Genomic DNA, 14,400 nt, shown 5'->3' with positions numbered 1-14,400 from the left:
CGAGGGGGGCAGCGGTGGCGGACGACGGATTCGATTTCAGGCCCGGCGCGCAGATTCCACTGCAGAACGGCGGGGGGCAGACGGCGGCGACCAACGCCCTCGCCTCGGCCGCGTACCGCGACGGCGGCAAGGACAGCAAGCTCGAGGCCATACTCGGGGCCAACAGCGAGAACCACCCGGCCACGGTGAAGCCCCCGAAGCTCTCCCTCTTCGAGCCCAGCCTCGGCGAGGCCTTCTGCCGGGCCGTCGAGGCCCGCACCCTGGGGTCCGGCCGCAAGCCGCTCATCCAGTCCTTCGGCGCCGACCCGCAGACGGTCGTGGAGCACTGCCTGGCCGCGTCCCGCATCCGCAAGGAGCGCGACCGCAGGCTCCGGCTGATCATGCTGGTCTGCGGTGTGCTGTTCCTGCCCGGGCTGCTGCTGTGGCTGGGCCTCTTCCAGCTCCGCAAGTCCCTGGCCTCCAAGCAGGGCAAGCACTCCTGGCTGGGTACCACGCTCCTGGTGGGCATCGGCATCGTGGTGGCCGTCCTGATGTTCAGGCTGCCGCTCACCGGCTTCCTCGGCCTCTACGTCCGCGGAATGATCATCGTTCCCGCGCTGGGCTGGCTGCTCGCCCGCCGCACCTGCGAGTCCACCGCCCGCGACCTGCGCGAACGCTGGGACGGACTGCTGTCCGGCGGCGGGGTCGCCGCCAAGATCCCGGAGGCGGTGCCCGGCAACCCCGACGAGAAGGCCCGCGAGGACCTGCGCCTCCAGCTCGCCAAGCTCACCGCGGAGGACCGCAGCAACCAGGTCTTCTACGCCGGCCCCAAGGGCATCCTGGGCATGGGCACCCGCTGGGGCAACTGGCAGATGGCCGAGGAGCTCGCCCCGAAGGACGAGGGCAAGGAGATCCACCCCTTCCGCGCCTGGGACGTCATACGCGCGATCGACGCCCAGCTGCGCAAGCTGGAGCGCGGCCCGCTGCACACCGGCGGCTTCCCGCCCGCCGCGATCCAGCACTGGATCGTCACCCCGGTCGGCGAGGGCGCCGCCGAGGTGGCCCGCCCCACCGGCGAGAACGTCGACGCCTTCCTCGTCAAGCCGCACGAGGTCACCCGGATCTGCAACGAGCAGCAGTTCAACTCCGGGAACCGCCACTACCTGGGCATCCAGTACCCGCTCTGGGACGGCCAGCTGATCATCAACATGCTGGTCACCGTCACCGTGCTCTACAAGACGCTGCGCGTGGACGTCACCGCGCACGCCCTGGGCCCCGTGCACGGCCTGTTCACCACCAAGTCCAAGGCCCCGGTGGTGGAGGTGCCCAAGAGCATCCGCTTCTGGGAGACCGTGGAGAAGCCGCTGCCGCTGGTGGACGCCCAGGAGGTGGTGCGCCTCGCCGTGCGGGCGCCGCTGACCTGGTACCCGCCGGTCCTCGACTTCTTCGGCGGCAAGCTGGTCCTGCCCGAACCCTTCGGCCTGCGCCACGTCTGGGCGAGTTCGATGTGGCGCCACCGGTTCATGGCCGACGACGCCCTGCGCACGGTGGCTCCGGTCCTGCGGTCGATCCACGCGGCGACCTTCAAGGTCCTGGAGGAGAACGGCGTGGACACCGATCGCTTCACCAACCGCTCCTCGATCATGAGCGGCCTCATCCAGGAGCCCGCCCCGCGCAAGGCGGACGTCTACGACGCCTAGTTAGGCTGGAGGGAGACGAGGAGACGGCCCGAGGAGGCAACCATGACCGAGCGCAAACCGCCTGGCGTGGACTTCGAGTCCTTCGTGGACCGGCAGATCAGGCAGGCCACCGCACGCGGCGACTTCGAGGAGCTGCCCGGCTTCGGCAAGCCGATGGCCTCGCTGGACGCCCCGTACGACGAGCTGTGGTGGATCCGGGGCAAGATGCACCGCGAGGGCTTCGCGGCCCTCCCGCCGGCGCTCGCCCTGCGCAAGGAGGCCGAGGACGCCCGCGAGGCGGCCGCGGCGGCGCGCACGGAGCGCGAGGCGCGGGCCCTCCTCACCGAGGTCAATGACAAGATCCGGGCGGCCTTGCGGATGCCCCCGCCGGGCCCTCCCCTCAACCTGAAGGAGTTCGACGTCGAGGCCGAGCTGCGGGCCCGGCGCGAGAACCGCGAGGCGTAGGCCGCGAGGCGTGGGCACCGCCGCCCGCCGGGCGTGCGGAGCCCCCGGAGGTCAGCCCACGGGCCAAGCGTCGGCGAGCATCTGGCGCGTGTCCGCCAGGAGTTGGGGCAGCACCTTGGTGTGGCCGACCACCGGCATGAAGTTCGTGTCCCCGCCCCAGCGGGGCACGATGTGCTGGTGCAGGTGCGCGGCGATGCCGGCGCCGGCCGCCGCGCCCTGGTTCATGCCGATGTTGAACCCGTGCGCACCCGAGGCCTTGCGGAGCGCCACCATCGCCCGCTTGGTGAGGTCGGCCAGCTCGGCCGTCTCCGGGGCGTCGAGCTCGGTGTAGTCGGCGACGTGGCGGTACGGCACGACCATCAGGTGGCCGCCGTTGTAGGGGTAGAGGTTCAGCACGGCGTAGACGTGCTTGCCCCGCGCCACGACCAGGCCGTCCTGGTCGGACATCTCCGGAATCCCGCAGAAGGGACAGCCGTCCCCGGCCTCCGGGCCGGTCGGCTTGTTCTCCCCTTGGATGTAGGCCATCCGGTGGGGCGTCCACAGACGCTGGAACGCGTCCTGCGTGCCGACCCCGATCTGCTGCTCCGGCTCAGTCGTCATGGCATGCAGCATATGACCTTGCCTGCGCGGACGAGGAAGGCCCCCGGAAAGTGATCACTTCCCGGGGGCCCCGACGTTGCGGATCAGACCTGGACGCGGTCCGCGACGACCTTCGCCAGCTTGGCCAGCGCCTCGTCCTTCGGGATGCCGTTCTCCTGCGAACCGTCGCGGTAGCGGAAGGAGACCGTGCCCGCCGCCATGTCCTCGTCACCGACGATGATCATGAACGGCACCTTGAGCTTCTGGTGGTTGCGGATCTTCTTCTGCATGCGGTCGGAGGAGGCGTCCACCTCGACCCGCAGACCCTGCTTCTTCGCCTCGGCGGCGAACGCCTGCAGGTACTCGACGTGCCCGTCGCCGATCGGGATGCCGACGGCCTGGACCGGCGCCAGCCACGGCGGCATGGCGCCCGCGTAGTGCTCCAGCAGCACGGCGAAGAACCGCTCGATGGAACCGAACAGCGCGCGGTGGATCATGACCGGACGCTGACGGGAGCCGTCGGGCGCGGTGTACTCCAGGTTGAAGCGCTCCGGCAGGTTGAAGTCGAGCTGCACGGTCGACATCTGCCAGGTACGGCCGATGGCGTCCTTGCACTGCACCGAGATCTTCGGACCGTAGAAGGCGGCGCCGCCCGGGTCCGGGACCAGCGGGAGGCCCTGCTTCTCGGCGACCTGCGCGAGGACCGCGGTCGCCTCCTCCCAGGCCTCGTCCGAGCCGACGAACTTCTCCGGGTCCTTGGTGGACAGCTCCAGGTAGAAGTCGGTCAGGCCGTAGTCGCGCAGCAGGTTGAGCACGAAGGTGAGGGTGGTGTCGAGCTCCTCCGCCATCTGCTCACGGGTGCAGTAGATGTGCGCGTCGTCCTGGGTGAAGCCGCGGGCGCGGGTCAGGCCGTGGACGACACCCGACTTCTCGTACCGGTACACGGTGCCGAACTCAAACAGGCGCAGCGGCAGTTCGCGGTAGGAGCGGCCGCGCGCGTCGAAGATCAGGTTGTGCATCGGGCAGTTCATGGGCTTGAGGTAGTAGTCGGTACCACCGTCGAGCTGCATGGGGGGGTACATGCCCTCCGCGTACCAGTCCAGGTGGCCGCTCTTCTCGAAGAGGGCGCCCTTGGTGGCGTGCGGGGAGTAGACGAACTCGTAGCCCTCCTCCTCGTGCCGCTTGCGCGAGTAGTCCTCCATGACCCGGCGGATGATGCCGCCGCGCGGGTGGAAGACGGCGAGGCCGGAGCCGATCTCGTCCGGGATGGAGAAGAGGTCGAGCTCGTTGCCGAGCTTGCGGTGGTCGCGCTTCTCGGCCTCGGCGAGGAAGTCGAGGTGGGCCTTCAGCTCCTCCTTCGACGGCCACGCGGTGCCGTAGATGCGCTGGAGCATCGGGTTCTTCTCGCTGCCGCGCCAGTAGGCGGCGGCGTTGCGCATGAGCTTGAACGCCGGGATGTTGCGGGTGGTGGGCAGGTGGGGACCGCGGCAGAGGTCCTTCCAGCACAGGTCGCCGGTCTTGGCGTCCAGATTGTCGTAGATGGTCAGCTCGCCGCCGCCCACCTCGACGTTCGCGCCGTCGTCGGTGGACGCGGAACCCTTGATGCCGATGAGCTCCAGCTTGTACGGCTCGTCGGCGAGCTCCTCGCGGGCCGCCTCGTCGGTGACGACGCGGCGGGAGAAGCGCTGGCCGCGCTTCTGGATCTCCTGCATCTTCTTCTCGATGGCCTTGAGGTCCTCCGGGGTGAAGGGCCGGGCCACGTCGAAGTCGTAGTAGAAGCCGTTCTGGACCGGCGGGCCGATGCCGAGCTTGGCCTCGGGGAACAGCTCCTGCACGGCCTGTGCCATGACGTGCGCGGTCGAGTGGCGCAGGATGTTGAGGCCGTCCTCGGAGGAGATCTCCACCGGCTCGACGGTCTCGCCGTCCTGCACCTCGTAGGCGAGGTCCTTGAGCTCGCCCGCCACACGGGCGGCGACGATGGTGCGCTCGCCGGCGAAGAGCTCCGCCGCCGTAGTGCCCGTGGCCACCACGCGCTCGTCCCGCTCGGAATCGCGTTGGATGATCACACGGACGTCTGACACCGGTCTCTCCTGACTCAGGGGATGCGCGAGCGAACGCTGCGCGCCTGAATCGTACCGAGCCGAGTGGCTGCGCCGCTAAACGGTTCCTCCCCGGCCCGGCCCGGACCCCCTCCCGACGGCTCGGGCACCGCCCACCCGAGCCGGACCCGGACGCACGGCCCCCGCTACCGGGCACTGGCACCGCTCGGCACGGGCATCCGCAGGCGGGGCGTGGCGCGGGGTCCCCCCGGGATCTCTCCTCGGCTCGCGAACCCCGTGCCGAGCCGGTCCGCTGGTCAGGGGTGGGTTCGCTCGGCCTGCGGGGAGATCCCGGAGTGGGCCCGGGCTCACAGGCGGAGACGGCCCGTGGGGTGGGGACACTCCGGGGCGTCCCCGCAGGCCGAGCGAACCCAGCGCCGACCAGGGGGCCGATCCGGCACAGGGTTCGCGAGCCGAGGAGACGCCCCGGAGGGGCACCGCCCCACCCCGAAGCCCCGGCTCACGGCCCGAACCGTCACGCGCAGCGCAGGCGCACCGCCCCACCCCGAAGCCCCGTCACGCACCGCGCAGCGGACGCGCACCGCCACACCCCGAAGCCCCGGCTCACGGCCCGAACCGTCACGCGCAGCGCAGGCGCACCGCCCCGCCCCGAAGCCCCGTCACGCACCGCGCAGCGGACGGGCAGCGGACGGGCAGCGGACGCGCAGCGGAAATTCCGGGTCCGCCGCCGGAAGCCGGCGGTAGCGTGGGGGCCGCCCCAGCCCACGGAGGGACCCCTGTGCCGAGCCCGCACATACGCCCGCACCTACGCACGCTCGACCTGAGCGACGACGCCACCGCGGCCGCCGTGCACCGGATCGGCCGGGCCGCGTACGCGGTCGAGGCGGAGCTCATCGGCTTCGACGGCATCCCGGCGCTCCGCGAGAGCCTCCCGGAGCTGCGCGCGCAGGACCTGCGCTGGGTCGGCGCCGTCGCCGAGGGCGGCGAGCTGGCCGGCTTCCTCGCCTGGGAGGAGGAGCCCGACGGCGGCATCGGCATCGACCGGCTCTGCGTGGCCCCGGCCTTCTTCCGCCGGGGCGTCGCCTCCCTGCTGCTGCGCCACGCCCTGGCCGAGCTCTTCCCCGGCCGCCCCGTCCAGGTCACCACGGGGGCCGCCAACACCCCCGCAGTCCGCCTCTACGAGGCGCTCGGCTTCGTCCGCGGCGCCGACTTCTCCCCCGCCCCGGGCCTGGTCATGGCGTCCTTCAGTCGTCCGACGGCAAGACGTCCGCCGGGTCGAAGGACTCGTCCAGGGACTTCATGAGGCGGTCCCGCTCGACCTCGTCCAGTGGGACGGGGCTCACGTCCGTGGCGTCGGTGAGCCGGCGGAAGCCGCCCCGGCGCTGGAGCCGTCCGCTGATCCGGATCGGCAGGCCCACCAGGTGCGCGTGTCCCGCCACCCGGTACGCCTCCTCGTCGAGGGCGGCCCGTACGTACGGGACCTCCGCCCCGGCGAGGACCCGCAGCCGGACCGTGCCCCCGCCGCCCGGGGCCGAGCGCCGCATCCGGACCACCGCCCCCGCGACGCGCACCTGCACGGCCGGCTCGTCGCGCGTGTAGCGCGCCGCGGCCTCCCGCAGCACGGGCAGGTCGCCCGGGGAGAACTCCACCGGCTCCGGCCGGGCCGCGCAGCCCGCCGGCACCCCCGCCGCGGGCGCCCAGGCCAGCGCGACGCGCGCGCCCTCCGAGCCGCGCACCAGCGCGATGAGCGCCTCGGCGAGCTCCCGGCTGACCCCGGCCGCCACCGCGGCGTCGAAGGCCTCCATGCCGCCGGTGGCCCGCTGGTAGTCGACGGCCTCGCGGGCCGCGTGCAGCGCGTGGTGCAGCCGCGTCACGGTGCCCCGCCCGCCGTCCACCGGAACGTACGCGCTCAGCCGCCGCCCGCCCGGCTGCGGCCCCACCAGGACGGCGTCCAGGACCCGTTCGGCCTGGGCCCGGTGGCGGGCGCCGTAGTAGCCGGCCCGCGCCCGCGCCGCGAGCGCCCCCGCCAGCAGCAGTTGCCGGGCGGCCGAGCGCAGTTGCTCCTGCACGGTCCAGGCGGCCTCGCCCTCCAGCCCGTACGCCCCCGGCGGGACCTCCCGCTCCCAGCGGATCTCGTCACTGGGCACGCTCAGCCCGTAGAGCACCTCCCGTGCGGACGGCAGCGTGCTGCGCGAGAGGGCGGTGAGCGCCTCCTCCAGCAGGTCGGCGCAGTCGGGGAAGGCCCTGTTCTCGGGGACGAGCACGCTGGTGCCGGCGTACCCGGGCGGTGTCCAGCGCCCGTACCGGCCGGCGGCCCCGCCCCGGCGCAGCCAGCCGTGCCGGTGCAGCAGCGCGCCGAGCACGGCGGGGTCGACCTGCGCGGGATCGGGGGCTGCGGAGGAGTGCGGGAAGTCCGGGAAGTGCCCGGGCCGGCCGTGGTCCGGGGGCAGCAGTGGTTCGAGGTTCGACGGGTGCCAGTGCATCAGGGTGTCCCTCCCGACCCGACCCGGGTCATGATCTCGCACAGCGCCCGGTCGTCGAAGATCCGCGCGGTCGGGATCCGTACGGTGGTCCGGCGCCGGCCGGTCACGGGGTGTCCGGCGAGATTGGTCCAGTAGCAGCAGTGCCGCAGGTCGAGCCGGTCGTGTCCGGCGGCGAGCCACTGGTCGCGCTCCCGCGGGACGAGCATCACGACGAGGATCTTGTGGACGGCGACCGGGGTGCGGGCCAGTTTCACCAGGTGCTCGTTGTCGAGGGTGAAGGCGAAGGTGGGCCCGGGCGGCCGGGGCGGTACCTGGTAGGTCGCCTTCAACTGCACCTTGAGGGTGACCTCGTCGTCGACGACGTGCTCGGGGGCGCCGTGGCTGACGTGCCAGTCGACGCCGTTGTCGGGGAAGGGCTGGGACAGCGAGCAGCCGGCCGCGGCGGCGACGGCGTGCAGGTATCCCACCTGGAGGGTCTCCATGCAGGCGGTGGTGGCGAGTGTGCCGCGCAGCGGTACGGCCCGCGTCCCGTCCGGTGTGTCCGTACCGGTTCCGGTCCGCGGATCGATCTGCCCCGCCAGCACCCCGCCCGGTTCGGGCTGTGCGAGCGCCATGGCCGGCTCCCCATGCCTTCCGGGCTCTGCCTTCGGTGGGTGGGTGGGTGACGACCGGTCATGTGTACGGTCCCCCAAGGTTGTTGTCTCCGCACCCGGGTCGCCGCAAACGGCGTACGGAACAAACAGCCCGGGTATCACCGATTCGGGCAGGGGCGGCACGTTCCGAGGCGGCGGCGCCCGGCTGCACCCCAACTGCCGACCGGGGACGAGGAGTTCGCCATGACACGCTGGTATGAGGGCCCGCTGGCCGCATTCGACACGGAGACCACCGGGGTGGACGTGGAGCAGGACCGGATCGTGTCCGCCGCGCTCATCGTGCAGGAGTGCGCGGGCGGCCGGGTCCGCACGACGCGCTGGCTGGTCAATCCCGGCGTTCCGGTGCCCGCGGGCGCGACGGAAGTGCACGGCCTCACCGACGAGCACCTGCAGCGCCACGGGCGCTGGCCGGCGCCGGTGGTGGAGGAGATAGCCCGCGCGCTCGGGGAGCAGCAGGTCGCGGGCCGGCCGGTGGTGGTGATGAACGCGCCGTTCGACCTGACGCTGCTGGACCGGGAGTTGCGCCGGCACCGGGCGTCGTCGCTGTCGCGGTACCTGGACAACCGGCCGCTGACGGTGCTGGACCCGCGGGTGCTGGACAAGCACCTGGACCGGTACCGCAAGGGCCGCCGGACGCTGACGGACCTGTGCGCGCACTACGGGATCGAGCTGGAGGGCGCGCACGACGCGGCGGCGGACGCGCTGGCCTCGCTGGAGCTCGTACGGGCGGTGGGCCGCCGGTTCGCCTCGCGACTGGAGCGGCTGACGCCGGCCGAACTGCACACGCTCCAGGCCGTGTGGCACGCGGCGCAGGCGCGGGGCCTCCAGGCGTGGTTCGCGCGGCAGGGGACCCCGGAGGCGGTGGACCCGCACTGGCCGCTGCGGCCGGACCTGTCGGCGGCGGCGTAGCCGGGCAGGGGGACCGGACATGCGGAAGGCCGGTCCGTCATCGACGGACCGGCCTGACCCGGTGGGCGATACTGGGATCGAACCAGTGACCCCTTCGGTGTGAACGAAGTGCTCTCCCGCTGAGCTAATCGCCCGGGAACGCACTGAACAATACAGAAGCCTCGGGGCTGGTTCAAACCGCTTCCCCGGCCGGGGGCCGCCCGGCGGTACTCAGTACGTATTTGAGTACCCCCGCCCATGTCCTGACCGGGTGACGGGCGCCACACTCCGCATATGAACTCCCCTCTGCCGCCGGCCGAAGAGCTGGCGCTCATCGACCGTGAGCTGGCCCAACTCGATGCCCGGCGCCTGCACTTGCTGGCCCGCCGGGACTGGCTGCTGCGCCTGCTCCAGCAGTCGGGCACGGCGGTTGTCCGCTGGGGACCCGCCGCTTCCGGCTCGCCCTCCTGGTCCGCCGGCCCCTCAGGGCCCGCGAAGGAGGCTTCGGCCCCCAGTGCGCAGAACGTGCTGCTCGCCCTGGGCGCGGTGCTGCTGGCCGTGGCCGCGCTGGCGTTCACTCTGGTCAGCTGGGGCTCGATGGGGATCGCCGGGCGCTCGGCGGTGCTGGCCGTGGTGACGGCGGCGGCTCTGGCCGCACCCGTGCCGCTGGTGCGCCGCGGGCTGCGTTCGACGGCGGAGTCGGTGGCCGCCGTGGGGCTGCTGCTGACGGTGCTGGACGCGTACGCGTTGTACGCGGTCGGCATGCCGGACGCCGACGGCACCGGGTACGCGGCGGGCGCGGCGGCGGTGCTGGCGGCGGTGTGGGCCGGGTACGGGGCGGCGCTGCGGACGCTGCGGCTGCCGCTGCCTGCGGCGGTGCTCGCCGCGCAGCTGCCGCTGCCGCTGGCGGCGGTCGCCGGGGATGCGGGTGCGCTGGGTCTCGGCTGGGCGCTGCTGGTGACGGCGGCACTGGACGCGGCGCTGGCGCTGCGGGTCCGTGCGGCGGCGGTCCCGGCGGCGGTGCTGGGCTCGGCCGCGCTGCTGGTCGGCGCGGCGCAGTCGTGGTCGGCGGGCTCGGCGGGGCAGGCCCTGGCTCCGGCGGCGCTGCTGCTGGCCGGCGCGGCCCTGGGTGTGGCGGCCGCCTGGCGGGAGCCGCGGGCCTGGGCCGCGGCGCTGGTGGGCGCCGTGGCGGCGGTGGCGGCCGTCGGCGGCGTGGCCCGGCCGGAGCTTGAACCGGGCTGGGCGGTGGTGGCGCACCTGCTGGTGGGCCTGCCGCTGCTGGCGGCGGTACGGGTGCCCGCGCTGCCGGAGGCGGTCCGGCGCGGGGCGGTCCTCGCCGGTGCGGTGGTGGGCGCCCTGGGCGCGCTGACGGCCGGCGCGGCCGTGGCGGCGGTGCTGGTGGCGCGGCTGCGGGTGCTGGAGGAGGTGTGGGCGGTGACGACCCCGGCGGCGGATCCGTACGCTCCGGGGGCGGCGGCCGCGGTCGCGCTGCTGATGACGGCGGGGGCGGCCTGGTGGCTGTCGCGGGTGTCGGCGCGGCCGGAGCCCGGGGTGCTGGCGGTGGTCCTGGGCTGGGCGGGTCTGTTCACGGCGCCGGTGCTGCTCGGGTTCCCGGTGGCGGCGGTGTTCGCGGTGCAGCTCCCGGTGACGGGGGCGGCCGGGGTCCTCGCCCTGCGCCCGCCGGCGCGGGGGGCCGGGATCGCGGCGGCGGTGTGCGCGCTGGCGGGGGCCGCGAACGTGTCCCTGGGCGCGCTGGACGGCCGCGCGGCGACCTTCGCGGTCTGGGGCCTGCTGGGCGCGGGCTGTGCGGCGGGAGCGGCGTACGGGCCCGCCGCGCGGTGGGTCCGGTCGGGGGCCGCGGTGTGCGCGGTCGGTTACGCGACGGGGCTGCTGGTGGCCGCGTCCGCGGTGACGGACCTGGCGGTGGCCTGGTGGGCGCTGCCGGTCCTGGCGGTCCCGGCGCTCGTGGCGGCGCTCGGGCCGCGGCTGGGCGCCGTACGGCTGCCGGCCGAGATCGCGGCGGCCGTGTCGGGTGTCCTGGCGCTGGTGCTGTCCGCGGGGCGGCCCGGGACGCTGGCCCTGGCCCTGGCGCTGGCCGGGGTGGTCTGCGCGGGGGCCGCGGTGCGGCCGGAGCGGCGGGTGCTGGGTTGGGCGGCGGGTGCGCTGTTCGTGGCGGCGACGTGGGTGCGGCTGGCGGAGGCCGGGGTGACGGCGCCGGAGGCGTACACGCTGCCGGTCACGGTGCCCGCGCTCGCGGTGGGCTTCCTGCGGCGCCGCCGGGACGCGGAGGCCTCGTCCTGGACGGCGTACGGGCCGGGGCTGGCGGCGACGCTGGTGCCGAGCCTGCTGGCGGCCTGGGGCGACGCGGACTGGGTGCGCCCGCTGCTGCTGGGGGCGGCCGCGCTGGCGGTGACCCTGGCGGGTGCGCACCGGCGGCTCCAGGCTCCGCTCCTGCTGGGCGGCGCGGTGCTGGCGGCGGTGGCGGTGCACGAGCTGGCCCCGTACGTGGTGCAGGTCGCGGGGGCGCTGCCGCGCTGGGTGCCGCCGGCCCTGGCGGGGGTGCTGCTGCTGGCGGTGGGTGCGACGTACGAGAAGCGGCTGCGGGACGCGCGCAGGCTGCGTGCGGCGATCGGGCGGCTGCGCTAGGGGCGGCGAAAACGCCAGGGGCCCGGAGACGGTGAATGTCTCCGGGCCCCTGGTCCGGGTGGGCGATACTGGGTTCGAACCAGTGACCCCTTCGGTGTGAACGAAGTGCTCTCCCACTGAGCTAATCGCCCGGACGCACCGCAAACATTACCCCATGTCAGCGGTGCTCTTTGACCATCACTGGTCCTTGAGGTCCCAGGGCAGGACGAGCCCGTACTTCCACAGGTAGAAGCCGATCAGGGCGCCCGCGACGACGAGGCCGACGGTGGTCAGGATGATGTTGCGGCGGCGCACCTTCGGGTCGAGCGCCTTCTGTGCGGCCTCGGTGACCTTGCGCTTGGTCCAGCGCAGCACGAGGTGGGCCCAGGCGAACTCGGTGGCCCAGATCGCCAGGCCCGCGAAGATCGCGACCCAGCCGGGGCCGGGCAGGACGAGCATGGCGACGCCGGCGGCGATCACCGCGAGGCCGACGATGAAGACGCCGACCTGCCAGCTGAGGTGCAGGCTCTTGCTGGCCTTGATGAAGGCGGGCGCCTTCGACACGTGCGGCGTTTCCTCCGCGGTCTCCGCGGCGCTCTGCGCGCTGGTTTCCGTGGTGGTGTCGCCGGTAGCGGACTCGTTCGTTCCGCGGTCACTCCCCGTATTCATGAGTCGAATCTACCCGAGCGCGAAGCACACGGGAACGACGGTTTGGATCCGCCGTCCGAGGGACCCAGAGGTCCACAAAACGGTCAGAGGGGTTTACAACGACACCGTAGGTGGCATGTCGATTTCGCCGACGTGCGAATCCCCGAGCGCACACTGAGCGAAAGGCCCTGGCGCTTATGAACACCACGGTCAGCTGCGAGCTGCACCTGCGCCTCGTTGTGTCGAGCGAGTCCTCACTGCCTGTTCCCGCGGGCCTGCGGTATGACACGGCCGACCCCTACGCCGTGCACGCCACCTTCCACACCGGCGCCGAGGAGACGGTCGAATGGGTGTTTGCCCGCGACCTCCTCGCAGAGGGTCTCCACCGGCCCACCGGTACCGGCGACGTCCGCGTCTGGCCCTCCCGCAGTCACGGTCAGGGCGTCGTCTGCATCGCCCTGAGCTCACCGGAGGGAGAAGCGCTTCTCGAAGCACCCGCCCGAGCCCTGGAGTCGTTCCTCAAGCGGACGGACGCCGCGGTTCCACCCGGGACCGAGCACCGGCACTTCGACCTCGACAAGGAGCTCTCCCACATCCTGGCCGAAAGCTGAGCCAGGCTCACGGCCGCTCGACACCGTCCGACTCGGGGCGACGGTGCGGAGCGGACAACCACATACGCGTGCGCCGGCGCTGTTCCCGCGGAAGCCACCCGCGAGGACGGCGCCTGTGTGCTGTGCGGGGACCGGCTATTGTCGGGCGGCATCGGCGGCACGCCCGTCGCCGCAGGCCCGGCCCCCAGGGAGACACCGTGCAGATCCCACACGACACCCGTCGCGCGCTCGACGTCGTCGTCGCGCTGGTGAACACCGCGGCCGAACCCGACCAGCCCGACGGTCTCTCGGACATCGGCGCGCTGCGCGGCTTCGTCCAGGAGTACTCGATCAGCGACGTCGGCGAGCTCGGCGCCCGTGATCTGGCCGGCGTCCGGACCGTGCGCTCGAAGTTCGCCCAGGTCTTCGCGGCGCCGAACGCGCGCGCCGCGTCCGTGCTGATCAACGAGCTCGTGGCGACCGCGGGCACCACCCCGCAGCTGACCGACCACGACGGCTACGACTGGCACGTGCACTACTTCGCGCCGGGCGCGTCGGTGGGCGACCACCTGGCGGCCGACGGCGGCATGGCGCTGGCCTTCATCGTGGTCTCCGGCGAGGAGGAACGGCTGCGCCGGTGCGAGGCCCCCGACTGCCGGCGCGCCTTCGTGGACCTCTCGCGCAACCGCTCCCGGCGCTACTGCGACAGCCGGACCTGCGGGAACCGGCTGCACGTCGCGGCGTACCGGGCCCGCCGCAAGGAGGCCGACGCGGGGCCGTCAGAGCAGGAAGAGATCGTGCACGGCGGCGAGCAGCAGCAGGATCCCGATCACCGCTAGGAAGATCATCAGCGGCGGCTGGGAGAGGGCGAAAAGGCAGCCCCGCGGCTCGTCGGCGACGGGGTCGGGTACCGGGACGGGCACCGCGGGGTCACTCTGCGATGTCTCGAACATGTCGCGCCGATGATGGCGCAGCGGGCCGCCACGCACGCCTCAACACGCCAACACTCGCGCGGCAGTTCGCTCGATCTTGTGGACGTACCGCGATCCGCCTCCCGCCACCCCGCCCGCCGTGCTTCCCGCGCGGGCGCGGTGGTCGATGCCGTGCCCGCCGGCTGCGTCGCCCGCCCCGGGGCGACTGGAACCGCCCGCAGCGGAAGCAGACCAAGAAGTGCTGACCGGCTGCGTGCCCGGCCCGGGGCGTCGTCAGATGCCGTGCTTCTTGAGGATGGCTTCGATGTCGGAGAAGTCGTCCGCGGGGGCGGCGGGCGGCTGGTCGCGGCGGGGGGTGGTGGGGCCGGCGGTGCCCAGGGAGGGCTGGGAGGCGGCCGGGGCGACGGCCTCCGGGGAGGCGCCCGCCTTCGCCTTCTTCGCGGGCTTCCCGGAGCTGCCCGGACTGCGCCGCTCGACGGCGCGGGTGGTGAAGAGGATCAGCCAGGCCAGCCCCAGCAGTGCGAAGCCGATCCAGACGGTCGGGTTGAAGACGATGCCGGTCAGCCACTCCACGACACCCGTCAGCACGAGGCCGATCGGCACCAGCGAGTACGCGGTGATCCGCGCGGCGGCCAGGAACCGCCTGCGGTAGGCGGTCACCACGGCGATGCCCAGGCCCGCCGCGGACACCGCGGAGCAAATGGTCTCGGCAAGCATGCGGTCCTCCGGACTCTTCGAGGGCGGGGCGGTCTGTCCCCGTCCGTCCATCGTGCACCGCCCGCCGCCGCAGGGGCCAGGCACGGGGCCTCCCCCGTGCGG

The 14,400-nt window shown here is 73.4% G+C and carries 14 protein-coding genes and 2 tRNA genes; 7 read left to right on the top strand and 9 right to left on the bottom strand.

The features are described 5' to 3' along the window. Window positions 1-14: 14 nt before the first annotated feature. The gene (locus OHA91_RS30150; protein WP_266502999.1) at window positions 15-1,679 is read left to right on the top strand and encodes a hypothetical protein; all 1,665 of its coding nucleotides are present in this window, start codon (window positions 15-17) and stop codon (window positions 1,677-1,679) included. A gap of 42 nt (window positions 1,680-1,721) precedes the next feature. Beyond that, window positions 1,722-2,123 carry a DnaJ family domain-containing protein gene (locus tag OHA91_RS30145; RefSeq protein WP_266502997.1) on the top strand — a complete coding sequence of 134 codons (402 nt, stop codon included), beginning with the start codon at window positions 1,722-1,724 and terminating at the stop codon, window positions 2,121-2,123. 51 nt (window positions 2,124-2,174) lie between these two features. Here OHA91_RS30145 and OHA91_RS30140 read toward each other — a convergent pair whose 3' ends face one another. Then, the gene (locus tag OHA91_RS30140) at window positions 2,175-2,735 is read right to left on the bottom strand and encodes an HIT family protein (protein ID WP_030830117.1); all 561 of its coding nucleotides are present in this window, start codon (window positions 2,733-2,735) and stop codon (window positions 2,175-2,177) included. Between the two features lie 71 nt (window positions 2,736-2,806). After that, complete coding sequence (thrS, locus tag OHA91_RS30135; RefSeq protein WP_031150257.1) at window positions 2,807-4,783, bottom strand: threonine--tRNA ligase; 1,977 nt, start codon at window positions 4,781-4,783, stop codon at window positions 2,807-2,809. Between the two features lie 757 nt (window positions 4,784-5,540). Here thrS and OHA91_RS30130 point away from each other — a divergent pair. Next, entirely contained in the window at window positions 5,541-6,065 is a 525-nt protein-coding gene (locus tag OHA91_RS30130) for a GNAT family N-acetyltransferase (RefSeq protein ID WP_328740368.1), read from the top strand. Here OHA91_RS30130 and OHA91_RS30125 read toward each other — a convergent pair. Together OHA91_RS30125 and OHA91_RS30120 are read right to left on the bottom strand one after the other, a co-directional pair. Next, complete coding sequence (locus OHA91_RS30125) at window positions 6,007-7,245, bottom strand: hypothetical protein (protein WP_266502992.1); 1,239 nt, start codon at window positions 7,243-7,245, stop codon at window positions 6,007-6,009. The two genes, OHA91_RS30130 and OHA91_RS30125, sit on opposite strands and share 59 nt — an antisense overlap. Further along, the gene (locus tag OHA91_RS30120; protein ID WP_031150263.1) at window positions 7,245-7,859 is read right to left on the bottom strand and encodes a DUF4365 domain-containing protein; all 615 of its coding nucleotides are present in this window, start codon (window positions 7,857-7,859) and stop codon (window positions 7,245-7,247) included. Before OHA91_RS30120 ends, OHA91_RS30125 begins: the two co-directional genes overlap by 1 nt. Window positions 7,860-8,081: 222 nt before the next feature. Here OHA91_RS30120 and OHA91_RS30115 point away from each other — a divergent pair, with 222 nt between their 5' ends. Beyond that, entirely contained in the window at window positions 8,082-8,807 is a 726-nt protein-coding gene (locus OHA91_RS30115; RefSeq protein ID WP_031150265.1) for a 3'-5' exonuclease, read from the top strand. Window positions 8,808-8,869: 62 nt separating this feature from the next. Here the strand turns inward: OHA91_RS30115 and OHA91_RS30110 are convergent. Beyond that, window positions 8,870-8,941: transfer RNA gene (locus OHA91_RS30110), tRNA-Val, on the bottom strand. Between the two features lie 139 nt (window positions 8,942-9,080). Here OHA91_RS30110 and OHA91_RS30105 point away from each other — a divergent pair. Further along, the gene (locus tag OHA91_RS30105; RefSeq protein WP_328740367.1) at window positions 9,081-11,432 is read left to right on the top strand and encodes an SCO7613 C-terminal domain-containing membrane protein; all 2,352 of its coding nucleotides are present in this window, start codon (window positions 9,081-9,083) and stop codon (window positions 11,430-11,432) included. Window positions 11,433-11,491: 59 nt separating this feature from the next. On the opposite strand, the gene OHA91_RS30100 is transcribed toward OHA91_RS30105, so the two are convergent. Both OHA91_RS30100 and OHA91_RS30095 read right to left on the bottom strand, forming a co-directional pair. Next, window positions 11,492-11,563 (bottom strand) — tRNA-Val (locus OHA91_RS30100). A 46-nt stretch (window positions 11,564-11,609) separates the two neighbouring features. Further along, entirely contained in the window at window positions 11,610-12,080 is a 471-nt protein-coding gene (locus OHA91_RS30095; RefSeq protein WP_031150269.1) for a TIGR02611 family protein, read from the bottom strand. Between the two features lie 176 nt (window positions 12,081-12,256). On the opposite strand from OHA91_RS30095, the gene OHA91_RS30090 reads away from it, so the two are divergent. Together OHA91_RS30090 and OHA91_RS30085 are read left to right on the top strand one after the other, a co-directional pair. Next, on the top strand, window positions 12,257-12,670 hold the full coding sequence (locus OHA91_RS30090) for an SsgA family sporulation/cell division regulator (protein WP_030011909.1): 414 nt from the start codon (window positions 12,257-12,259) through the stop codon (window positions 12,668-12,670). A gap of 197 nt (window positions 12,671-12,867) precedes the next feature. Continuing rightward, the gene (locus OHA91_RS30085) at window positions 12,868-13,488 is read left to right on the top strand and encodes a CGNR zinc finger domain-containing protein (protein WP_031150271.1); all 621 of its coding nucleotides are present in this window, start codon (window positions 12,868-12,870) and stop codon (window positions 13,486-13,488) included. Here OHA91_RS30085 and OHA91_RS30080 read toward each other — a convergent pair. Together OHA91_RS30080 and OHA91_RS30075 are read right to left on the bottom strand one after the other, a co-directional pair. Then, window positions 13,429-13,602 carry a hypothetical protein gene (locus tag OHA91_RS30080; RefSeq protein WP_173675212.1) on the bottom strand — a complete coding sequence of 58 codons (174 nt, stop codon included), beginning with the start codon at window positions 13,600-13,602 and terminating at the stop codon, window positions 13,429-13,431. The two genes, OHA91_RS30085 and OHA91_RS30080, sit on opposite strands and share 60 nt — an antisense overlap. Before the next feature lie 252 nt (window positions 13,603-13,854). Then, window positions 13,855-14,298 (bottom strand): hypothetical protein, encoded by a 444-nt coding sequence (locus OHA91_RS30075; RefSeq protein ID WP_031150273.1) that lies wholly within the window; start codon window positions 14,296-14,298, stop codon window positions 13,855-13,857. Window positions 14,299-14,400 lie beyond the last annotated feature (102 nt).

Source organism: Streptomyces erythrochromogenes, assembly GCF_036170895.1.
Lineage (GTDB): Bacteria > Actinomycetota > Actinomycetes > Streptomycetales > Streptomycetaceae > Streptomyces > Streptomyces erythrochromogenes.
Note: the sequence above shows the minus strand (reverse complement) of the source record. Positions and strands in the feature narration are given on the sequence as shown.